Consider the following 10,281-nt stretch of genomic DNA (forward strand, 5'->3'; position numbering starts at 1 on the left):
GGCCGCCCCCCCGCCCCCGCCGCCCGCGGCCGCCCCCCCCCCGGCGGCCCCCCCCCCCCCCGCGACCGCACCCGGGGCTCAGTGCCCGTTGACGTCCACCACCTCGACGCCGCGGATGTTCCGCTCGATCTCCTCCGCCGGCAGCGCGATCGCCAGCGCCCAGTAGTAGACGACCAGTGAGAACGCCACCACGACGACGATGTCCCACCACAGCGGCAGGTTCCCCTGCGCGCCCACGCCGAAGGTGCCCTGCCAGGAGGTCAGGCCCATGCCGACCAGGTAGACCGGCAGCCACTGCCCGGCCCGGAAGTCCATCCGGGGCGCGTTCGGCAGCCCCTTCGAGCGCGCGTACCAGGAGTACCCGCCGAGCAGCAGGTAACCGATGACGATCGCCAGGCCCAGACGCCACAGGGTGTCCCAGCCGGACCAGTAGATGACCAGGCTGGCCACCACGAAGGCCAGCGGCGAGACCACCGAGCCGCCGGGCAGGTGGTACGAGCGCTCCATCCCCGGCAGCCGCTTGCGCAGCACCCCGAAGGCCAGCGGGGCGCCCGCGTACATCAGCACCACCGCCGAGGTGATGAAGCCGACCAGCCGCTGCCAGCTCGGGAACGGCAGGAAGCAGATCACCCCGGCCACCCAGGCGATGAGCAGGCCGAGCCAGGGCACCGCGCGCTTGTCGGTGGACTGCAGCGTCTGCGGCGCGTAGCCGTTGCGGCTCAGGCCGTAGGTGACCCGGGAGCTGGAGGTGATGTAGACCAGCCCGGTGCCGGCCGGCGAGATGACCGCGTCGATGAACAGCAGGGTGGCCAGCCAGCCCAGGCCGATCAGGGTCGCCAGGCCGGCGAACGGTCCGCTGATCCCGGGGTAGTCGAGCGTGCTCCAGCCGTGGGCGAAGGTCTCCGGCGGCAGGGCGCCGATGAACACCACCTGGAGCATCACGTAGACGATCGTGCCGATCACCACCGAGCCGAGCACCGCGCGGGGGATGTCCCGGCGCGGGTTGCGGCTCTCCCCCGCCCACTGGATGGCCTGCTCGAAGCCGAGCAGCGCGAAGATCACCCCGCTGCTGCTGATCGCGGTGAGCACGCCCTTGGCGCCGTCCGGCGCGAAGCCGTGCACGTCGAAGTTGGAGCCGTGGAACTCGGTGACGGCGAGCGCGAAGATGGTCAGCACCGGGACGGCGACCTTCCACACGGTGGCCGCGCTGTTGGTGTGGGCGAGCAGCCGCACGCCGAGGAAGTTGACCGCGACGAAGACTCCGAGCAGGGCGGCCGCGACGACGAACCCCCACCCGGTCAGGGTGAGGTTCTTGTTCAGCAGGCCGTCCGCCCAGGTCCAGTGCTGGGCGTAGTTGATCATCGCCTGCACCTCGATCGGCGCGATCGTGGCGGCCTGCAGCCAGGTGAACCAGCCGAAGGACATCCCGGCGAACCCGCCGAAGGCGTAGTGCGGGTAGCGCGCCGTCCCGCCCGCCACCGGGAACAGCCCGCCCAGCTCGGCGTGCACCAGCGCCAGCAGGACGATCGCCACCGCGCCGATGCCCCAGGACAGCAGCGCCGCCGGCCCGGCCGCCACCGCCGCCTTCTGCGCGCCGAACAGCCAGCCGGAGCCGATGATCGCCCCGACCGAGGCCCAGAGCAGTCCGATGACGCCGACCTCGCGCCGCAGCGCGGTGTGCCCCGAGCCGGGCGGATTGGATGAGGAATGGGCCATGGCCGATCGCCTCTCGAAGCAGGAGGAATTCCTCCGACAGTGCCGCAGCCCGACCGACTCCCCGCCCCGAAACGCCCCGCACCCCGCACCCCTCACCCGAACAGCCCGCGGGAACGGCCCATGGGAACGGCCCGTCGGCACAGTTCCCGAAGCGTTCACCCAGCTGGCACGCGGAGCTCACCGGAGGCAGGCAGGCTCCCGAGCAGGGCCTGAAGTTGGCTATACAACTTCACCTCCCTATGGGGACCCGACACGACAGCCGTAGTACCGCCGAGGAGAAGACCGATGATCGAACCGCCGCCGTACTGGCTGCGCGACAACTGCCCGTGCGCCGAGTGCCGGGACCCGCGCAACGGGCAGAAGCTGTTCCAGATCGACGACCTGCCGCCGGACCTGGCGGTCACCGGGAGCACGGAGGCCGACGGACACCTGGAGGTGCGCTGGTCGGACGGGCACCGCTCCCGCTACCCGCTGGAGTGGCTGCACCGGGCGGACGAGGGCGACGGGCGCACCGAGCAGGGCAAGCGGCTCTGGACGGCGGCGGACTTCGCGCCCGGCATCCCGCAGGCGCGGTGGGAGGACTACCTGACCGACCCGGCCGAGCAGGCCGCGGTGCTGGCCGCCGTACGGGACAGCGGCTTCGCCGTGCTGCGCGGGGTGCCGGCCGTCGAACGGCAGGTGCTGCGGGTGGCGGAGAGCTTCGGCCACGTACGGGTCACCAACTACGGCGAGCTGTTCGACGTCCGGGTCGAGCCGGACCCGAACAACCTCGCCTTCACCAGCGTCGCCATCGCCCCGCACACCGACAACCCGTACCGGGACCCGGTGCCGACCCTCCAGTTGCTGCACTGCCTGGAGAACTCGGCGACCGGCGGCGACTCCGGGCTGGTGGACGGGTTCAAGGCCGCGGCGATCCTCCGGGAGGAGGCGCCGGCCGCGTTCGAGGTCCTCACCCGCACGCCCGTCCCGTTCGTCTTCCGCGACCGGGGCACCGAACTGCGCGCCGACCGCCCGCTGATCGACGTGGACCCGCGGGGCCGGATCCGCGAGGTCAGGTTCAACAACCGCTCGATCGGCACCGTCCGGGCCGGCGACCCGGCCGACCTGGACGCCTTCTACGCCGCCTACCGCCGCTTCGCCGCGATCACCCTGCGCCCCGGGCTCCGGCTCACCTTCCGCCTCGGCCCGGGCGACTGCCTGATCTTCGACAACACCCGCCTGCTGCACGCCCGGACGGCCTTCCAGCAGGACGGCCACCGCCACCTCCAGGGCTGCTACGCCGACCTCGACGCGCTGAACAGCACCCTCGCGGTGCTGAGCCGCCGCACCGCCGCCCTGCACGCGATCGCCGCCCTGTTCGCGGGCGAGGGCGCCCGGGAGTACCTGGGCGAGGAGGTCACCATGGCCGAGCACATGCTCCAGGCCGCCGCTGCCGCCGAGGCCGCCGGGGCGCCGGAGCACCTGGTCGCCGCCGCGCTGCTGCACGACGTCGGACACTTCTTCGACGAGAACGGCCAGGGGTCCCTGCACGGAAGGGATCTGATGCGGGGTCAGGACAACCGCCACAGCGACTCCGGGGCCGACTGGCTGGCCCGCTGGTTCGGCCCGGAGGTCACCGAGCCGGTCCGGCTGCACGTGGCCGCCAAGCGCTACCTGTGCGCGGTCGAGCCCGGGTACCGGGAACGGCTCTCCGCGGCCTCCGCGTACACCCTGAGCGTCCAGGGCGGCCCGATGGACGAGCGCCGGGCCGCCGCCTTCGCCGAACTCCCGGGCGCGCGGGACGCGGTGGCCGTGCGGCGCTGGGACGAGCAGGCGAAGGTGGCCGGCGCCCCGACGCCGGGCTTCGAGCACTACCGCCCGCTGCTCGCCGCGCTCATGCGGTAGCGGGCCGGCCCGTCGGGCCGGCTCATCCCGCCCCGGGAACGCTCGCGCGGCATGCGCGGGGGCTCAGTCCAGCTCCCGCGCGTGCCGCGAAAGCGCCGAGGTGGCCAGGGAGTTGTGCACGCTGAACGCCACTGTCCCGGGCAGGTAGCGGTCCTGGGACCACTCCACCGGCGTGCCCGTCGGGTCGGTCGTGCGGCGCCGCTCGCGCAGCAGCGGACCGCCCCGGCGGCAGCCGAGCAGCCGGGCGTCCTCGGCGTTGGCCGGGACGACGTCGATGGTGTGGTCGGCGTCGGTGAACAGGATGCCGTGCTCGCGCAGCACTTCGGTGTGCGAGACCACGTCCGGCGGCAGCTCGGCGACGATCTCGCCGACCCGCGGCGGGTAGACGGTGCGCTCGACCATCACCGGCGTGCCGGACAGCGTCCGCAGCCGGACGATGACGTACACCTCGGCGCCCGGCTCCAGGCGCAGTTGCTCGCGCTCGGCGGCGTCGGCCGGGCGGCGCACCAGCGAGTCCAGGATGCCGCCGGGCTCCTCGCCCATCGAGTACGCCCAGTGCGTGAAGCTGAGCAGTTCGGAGAAGCTCTGCACCCGGGCGCCGCCGAGGACCACCCGGCGGGTGCCGCGGCGGGAGGTGACCAGCCCGTCGGAGCGCAGCACCGCGAGCGCCTGGCGGACGGTGCCGCGGGAGACGCCGTACTGCTCGGCCAGCGCGCCCTCGGCGGGCAGCCGGCCGGCCTCGCCGAACGCGCCGGTGGTGATCGCCTCGCGCAGGTCGGCGGCCACCTTCCGGTACAGCGCGCCGGGGCGCTCGGCCGGGGGCTCCCCGGCGGCCGAGTGGTCCCCGGGAGCCGAGTGCCCTCCGGCGGCCGAGTGGCCCCCGGCGGCCGGGCGCTCCTCGGCCCCGGGGCGCCGGGGATCGGTTGCCACGTCAGTCAATGTCCCTCCTGGGGCGGTGTCCTGCGCAGCCGTACCGGCGCGGACAGCCCGACCTTATCCCGCTGCGCCTTCGAAGCATCGCACCGAAAGGTTCACGCTCCGATGGCCGGATTCCACCGTTCCCGCAGCCGACCCCGGTTCTGGGCCATCCGTTCACCTTCCCGTCACCGGGCTCCGGCGTACTTACTGCCGTCAGCGAAGTTGGCTAGTCAACTCGGACGACGTCGATCGATCGCTCACCCGGCCGGTCCACCGCCCTTCGCGAGACGCAGGCCCGCGGAACCCCCGCGAACGCCCCTCGCAGTACGCCCCCTTAACAGGAGACCTCCCCGTGACCGTGCACCGCGCCCGCGCCGCCGCCTTCGCGGCCGTCCTGACCGCCGCCGCGCTCTCCCTCACCGCCTGCGGCTCCGCCGGTTCGAGCGCCAAGTCCGGCGACGCCGCCAAGGGCGGCGCCAAGGACGCCAAGACGGCCACCTCCGTCGCCGACTTCGGCGGCGTGGACGGCCTGATCGCCGCCGCCAAGAAGGAGGGCAAGCTGCACGTCATCACGCTGCCCCGGGACTGGGCGAACTACGGCAAGATCATCGACGGCTTCAAGGCCAAGTACGGCATCGAGGTCGAGGAGGAGAACCCGGACGGCTCCAGCCAGGACGAGATCAACGCGATCAACTCCCGCAAGGGCCAGGACCGCGCCCCCGACGTGGTCGACCTGGGCAGCGCCTTCGCCCTCCAGGCGGTCAAGGACGGCATCCTCGCCCCCTACAAGGTCGCCACCTTCGACAAGGTGCCGGACACCATGAAGGACGCGAACGGCGCCGCCGTCAACGACTACGGCGGCTACGTCTCGATCGGCTGCGACGCCAAGAAGATCGCCAACTGCCCGAAGACCTTCGCCGACCTGCTCAAGCCGGAGTACAAGGGCCAGGTCGCCCTCAACGGCAACCCGACCAAGTCCGGCTCCGCCTTCGGTGGCGTCTACGCGGCCGCGCTCGCCAACGGCGGTTCGCTGGACAACGTCCAGCCCGGCATCGACTTCTTCGGCAAGCTGAAGCAGTCCGGCAACTTCAACCCGGTCGAGTCGACCCCGGCCACCATCGAGAAGGGCGAGACCCCGATCTCGATCGACTGGTCCTACCTGAACGCCGGTTACACCGACGAGTTCAAGGACAAGGGCGTCGACTGGAAGGTCTCCATCCCGGCCGACGGCTCCTACGCCCAGTTCTACAACCAGGGCATCAACAAGTGGGCCCCGCACCCGGCGGCCGCCCGCCTGTGGCAGGAGTACCTGTTCAGCGCCGAGGGCCAGAACCTCTTCCTCGGCGGCTACGCCACTCCGTCCACCTTCGAGGCCCTGAAGAAGGACGGCACCCTGGACACCACCGCGGCCGCCAAGCTGCCGACCGTCGAGAAGCCGTTCACCACCTTCCCGACCGTCGACCAGATCAACGCGGCCAAGAAGGTCGTCACCGAGAACTGGACCAAGGCCGTCGCGGGCTGACACCCCGGCCACGCACCGCACTTCGGGCTGAGAAAAGGCACTCATGACCACGGCTCCCACCCCGGTGCCGACCACCCCCGCCGCCACCTCCCCCGGTGGCGGCGCGGGGGCGTCCGCCACCGCCACGACCACCTCCCCCACCACCTCCCCCACCACGGCCCCCGCCCCGCGGCGCCGGCCGCTCGCCCGCCTCGGCGGCGCGTCCTGGCTGGCCACCGTGCCGCTGCTGCTGTTCTTCCTGATCGGCTTCGGACTGCCCACGATCGCCATCGTGATCGGCGCGTTCACCACCTCCAGCGACGCGGAGACCGGCGCCGGGCAGTTCACCTTCGACAACCTGGCGGACTCCGTCCAGGGCGGCTACCTGACGGCCATGCTGAGCAGCCTCAAGCTCTCCGCGCTGACCGCGCTGCTCGCCACCGCGCTCGGCCTGCCGCTCGCCCAGGCCGTCGTCACCTCCCGGCGCGGCTGGCTGCGCCAGGCGGTGCTCACCGCCTCCGGCGTGCTCGCCAACTTCGGCGGCCTGCCGCTCGCCTTCGCGTTCGTCGCCACCCTCGGCAACGCCGGCGAGATCACCAGGCTGCTGCACCTCACCGACCACGGCTGGTCGCTGTACTCCTTCACCGGCCTGACGATCGTGTACCTGTACTTCCTCGTCCCGCTGATGGTGCTCACCATCACGCCGGCCCTGGACGGCCTGCGGACCCAGTGGCGCGAGGCGGCCCAGAACAACCGGGCCACCACCGTCCAGTACTGGCTCCACGTCGCCCTGCCGATCCTGGCGCCCTCCCTGCTCGGCGGCTTCGTGCTGCTCTTCGGCAGCGCCTTCGCCGCCTACGCGACGGCCGCCGCCATGGTCGGCGCGACCGTCCCGCTGGTCAGCCGCTCGATCGCGGACGCGCTCTCCGGCAACGTGCTGGTCGGCCAGGGCAACCTCGCCCTCGCCCTCAGCCTCAACATGATCGTCGTGGCCGTCCTGGTGATGGCCGTGTACCTCCCCCTCCAGCGCCGGAGCGCCCGATGGCTCAGCTGACCACCCCCGCCCGCCCCGGCCGACGCACCGTGCGCTGGTGGCGCGGAGCCGTGCTGCTGCTCGCCGGCGTCTACTTCGTCGTCCCGCTCGCGGCCTCCTTCTGGTTCTCCATCGACGACCCCCAGGGCATCTCCTTCGCGGCCTACACCGGGCTGCTCTCCGCCCCCGGCTTCCTGGACAGCCTCTGGCTGACCCTCGGCCTCGCCGTGGTCACCGTCGTGGTGCTGCTGCTCCTGCTCGTCCCGGCGCTGATCGCCGTCCGGCTCGGCTCGCCGAAGCTGCGCCCGGTCATCGACGTGCTCTGCACCCTGCCGCTGGTCGTCCCCCCGGTCGCCCTGACCGCCGGCCTGATCGGCGTGCTCCGCTGGGGCCCGGACTACCTGATGGACACCCCGTTCTTCCAGACCTTCGTGTTCATCCAGGACCCGGACTTCCCGCTGGTGCTGGTCATCGCGTACGTCCTGATGGCCCTGCCGCTCGCCTACCGCGCACTGGACGCCGGCCTGCGCTCGATGGACGTGCGCACCCTGGTCGAGGCCGCCCGCAACTGCGGCGCGAGCTGGCCGCGCGCGGTGTTCACCGTCGTCCTGCCCAACCTGCGCGGGGCCCTGCTGAACGCCTCCTTCCTCACCCTGGCCCTGGTCCTCGGCGAGTTCACCACCGCCTCGATCCTCGGCTTCCAGCCCTTCCCGGTCTGGATCTACTCGGTCGGCAACAGCCAGGCCCACATGTCGGTCGCGGTCTCCATCCTGAGCCTGCTGCTCACCTGGCTGCTGCTGCTCCTGCTGGCCACCGCCGGGCGCGAGCGCCACGCCAAGACCGCCGCCTCCTGAACCCCCCGGAGTCACCAGTCATGACCACGCCCACCGCCATCGCCAACGGCGTCTCGCTCTCCCCCGGCAGCGCCACCGTCGAATTCCGCTCCCTGCGCCGCGCGTTCGGCGCCACCACCGCCCTCGACGGCCTGGACCTCACCGTCCACCCCGGCGAGCTGCTCGCCCTGCTCGGCCCGTCCGGCTGCGGCAAGACCACCGCACTGCGCATCCTGGCCGGCTTCGAGCAGCACGACTCCGGTGAGGTGCTGGTCGACGGCCGGGACATCACCTCGATCCCCGCGCACAAGCGCGACGCGGGCATGGTGTTCCAGTCCTACAGCCTCTTCCCGCACCTGACCGCCGTGGACAACGTCGCCTTCGGGCTGCGGATGCGCGGCACCGGCAAGGCCGAGCGCCGCAAGCGGGCCCAGGAGCTGCTGGAGCTCGTCGGCCTGCCGCACCGCGCCGACCACTACCCGCACCAGATGTCCGGCGGCCAGCAGCAGCGCATCGCGCTCGCCCGCGCGCTCGCCCTCCAGCCGCGCGTCCTGCTGCTGGACGAGCCGCTGTCCGCGCTGGACGCCAAGGTCCGCCTCCAGCTGCGCGACGAGATCCGCCGCCTCCAGCAGGAGCTGGGCATCACCACCCTGTTCGTCACCCACGACCAGGAGGAGGCCCTGTCGATGGCCGACCGGGTCGCGGTGCTGCGGGCCGGGAAGCTGGAGCAGTGCGCCACCCCGTCCGAGCTGTACGGCCGGCCGGCCACCGCCTTCGTCGCCGAGTTCGTCGGCACCATGAGCCGCATTCCGTGCACCCGCACCGCGGACGGCGTCGAGGTGCTCGGCCGCCGGCACGCGGTGGACGGCGAGATCCCGGCCGACGGCGAGCTCCAGGTGCTGGTCCGCCCGGAGAACGTCGCCCTGACCCCGGCCGAGGACGGCCCCGCGCTGGTGATGACCGCCTCCTTCCTGGGCGCCGTCACCCGGCTCACCGTCCGCCTGGACGACGGCACCGAGGTCAAGGCCGACCTGCCCACCGAGGCCGCCGCCGCCCTGCCGGCCGGCGCCCGGGCCGCGCTCACCCTGCCGGAGCGCCCGGTACTGGTGGACCGCCGCACCGCCTGAGAGCCTCGAACCTCCCCGCTCCGTCCGTAGGAGCCCCGAAGAACCACCGAAGGTACCGCCATGCCTGACTCCGCCCTGCCCGAAACCTCCGCCACGACCGGGACCCCGGCCACGTCCGGAGCCCCCGCCGCGCCCGTCTCCGCCCTGCCCGCCGCCGGCCTGCCCGCCGCCGTCCTGTTCGACATGGACGGCACCCTGGTCGACACCGAGCAGCTGTGGTGGCAGACCGCCGCCGAACTCGCCGAGGAACTGCACCGCCCGCTCACCGACGAGGACGCCCCCGAGGTGCTCGGCCAGGCCGTCGAGCACACCGCCGCCCACCTGCACAAGGTCAGCGGCACCACCCTCGACGAGGCCGCACTCGCCGCCCGGCTCGGCGATTCCTTCGCCGCCAAGGTCGCTGCCGAGACGGTTCCGCGCCCCGGCGCGCTCGCCCTGCTGGCCTCGCTGCGCGACGCCCGGGTGCCCACCGCGCTGGTCTCCGCCTCCCCTCGCCGGGTGGTGGACCTGGTGCTGTCCGCCATCGGCCGGAACTGGTTCGCCGTCACCCTGGCCGCCGAGGACACCGAGCGCACCAAGCCCGCGCCCGACCCGTACCTCGCCGCCGCCGAGCGGCTCGGCCTGGACCCGGCGGTCTGCCTCGCCGTCGAGGACACCCCGACCGGGGTCGCCTCCGCCACCGCGGCCGGCTGCGCCGTGCTCGCCGTGCCGTCCACCGCGGTACCGATGCCCCAGGGCGAGCGGATCACCCTGCTCGCCAGCCTGGAGCAGGCCGACCTCGCCCTGCTCGGGAAGCTCAGCGCCGCGCGCGGGGTTTGATCCCCCATGCCCTATCTCCTCCTCACCCTGGCGATCGTCAGCGAGGTCTGCGCCACCAGCTGTCTCAAGCTCACCGAGGGTTTCACCCGGTTCTGGCCGAGCGTGGGCGTGGCCGTCGGCTACGTCCTCTCCTTCGCCCTGCTCGGCCGCGCCCTCAAACACATACCGGTCTCGGTCGCCTACGCGGTCTGGTCCGGGGCCGGCACCGCGGCGGTCGCCGGGATCGGCATCGTCGCCTTCGGCGAGTCGCTGGGCCGGCTGCAATGGGTCGGCCTCGCCCTGATCATCGTCGGCGTGGTGGTCCTGAACCTCAAGGGCGGCCACTGAACCGTCGACGAGGCGGGCGGCGGGGCGGGGGGGGGCCCCGCGCCCGCCCCCCCCCCCCCCCCACGAGCGCGGGGCGGTGGAGGGGCGGGGCGGGCACCGCCGCCAAGAGGGGGTGGAGAGCTC

9 protein-coding genes are annotated in these 10,281 nt (G+C 73.0%); 7 read left to right on the forward strand and 2 right to left on the reverse strand.

Features of this window, described 5'->3' with window-relative positions; all coding sequences use genetic code 11:
• Positions 1-78: 78 nt before the first annotated feature.
• Positions 79-1,716, reverse strand: a complete 1,638-nt coding sequence (locus ABZ449_RS38075; protein ID WP_360355559.1) for an APC family permease — start codon at positions 1,714-1,716, stop codon at positions 79-81.
• A gap of 285 nt (positions 1,717-2,001) precedes the next feature.
• Between ABZ449_RS38075 and ABZ449_RS38080 the strand changes: the two genes are divergently transcribed.
• The gene (locus tag ABZ449_RS38080) at positions 2,002-3,600 is read left to right on the forward strand and encodes a TauD/TfdA family dioxygenase (protein ID WP_360355561.1); all 1,599 of its coding nucleotides are present in this window, start codon (positions 2,002-2,004) and stop codon (positions 3,598-3,600) included.
• 63 nt (positions 3,601-3,663) lie between these two features.
• Here ABZ449_RS38080 and ABZ449_RS38085 read toward each other — a convergent pair whose 3' ends face one another.
• The gene (locus ABZ449_RS38085; RefSeq protein WP_360355563.1) at positions 3,664-4,530 is read right to left on the reverse strand and encodes a GntR family transcriptional regulator; all 867 of its coding nucleotides are present in this window, start codon (positions 4,528-4,530) and stop codon (positions 3,664-3,666) included.
• A 340-nt stretch (positions 4,531-4,870) separates the two neighbouring features.
• On the opposite strand from ABZ449_RS38085, the gene ABZ449_RS38090 reads away from it, so the two are divergent.
• From ABZ449_RS38090 to ABZ449_RS38115, 6 genes are read left to right on the forward strand one after another with little or no spacing between them, the layout of a single operon-like run.
• The gene (locus tag ABZ449_RS38090; RefSeq protein ID WP_360355566.1) at positions 4,871-6,040 is read left to right on the forward strand and encodes an ABC transporter substrate-binding protein; all 1,170 of its coding nucleotides are present in this window, start codon (positions 4,871-4,873) and stop codon (positions 6,038-6,040) included.
• A gap of 43 nt (positions 6,041-6,083) precedes the next feature.
• Positions 6,084-7,073 carry an ABC transporter permease subunit gene (locus ABZ449_RS38095; RefSeq protein WP_360355568.1) on the forward strand — a complete coding sequence of 330 codons (990 nt, stop codon included), beginning with the start codon at positions 6,084-6,086 and terminating at the stop codon, positions 7,071-7,073.
• Positions 7,061-7,906 carry an ABC transporter permease subunit gene (locus ABZ449_RS38100; RefSeq protein ID WP_360355571.1) on the forward strand — a complete coding sequence of 282 codons (846 nt, stop codon included), beginning with the start codon at positions 7,061-7,063 and terminating at the stop codon, positions 7,904-7,906. Before ABZ449_RS38095 ends, ABZ449_RS38100 begins: the two co-directional genes overlap by 13 nt.
• Positions 7,907-7,926: 20 nt before the next feature.
• Positions 7,927-9,012: an ABC transporter ATP-binding protein gene (locus ABZ449_RS38105; protein ID WP_360355574.1), complete on the forward strand. Its 1,086-nt coding sequence runs from the start codon at positions 7,927-7,929 to the stop codon at positions 9,010-9,012.
• A gap of 60 nt (positions 9,013-9,072) precedes the next feature.
• Positions 9,073-9,831 (forward strand): HAD family phosphatase, encoded by a 759-nt coding sequence (locus tag ABZ449_RS38110; RefSeq protein ID WP_360355577.1) that lies wholly within the window; start codon positions 9,073-9,075, stop codon positions 9,829-9,831.
• 6 nt (positions 9,832-9,837) lie between these two features.
• On the forward strand, positions 9,838-10,158 hold the full coding sequence (locus ABZ449_RS38115) for a multidrug efflux SMR transporter (protein ID WP_360355580.1): 321 nt from the start codon (positions 9,838-9,840) through the stop codon (positions 10,156-10,158).
• The last annotated feature ends 123 nt before the right edge of the window (positions 10,159-10,281 follow it).

This window comes from Kitasatospora sp. NPDC005856, assembly GCF_040629945.1.
GTDB lineage: Bacteria > Actinomycetota > Actinomycetes > Streptomycetales > Streptomycetaceae > Kitasatospora.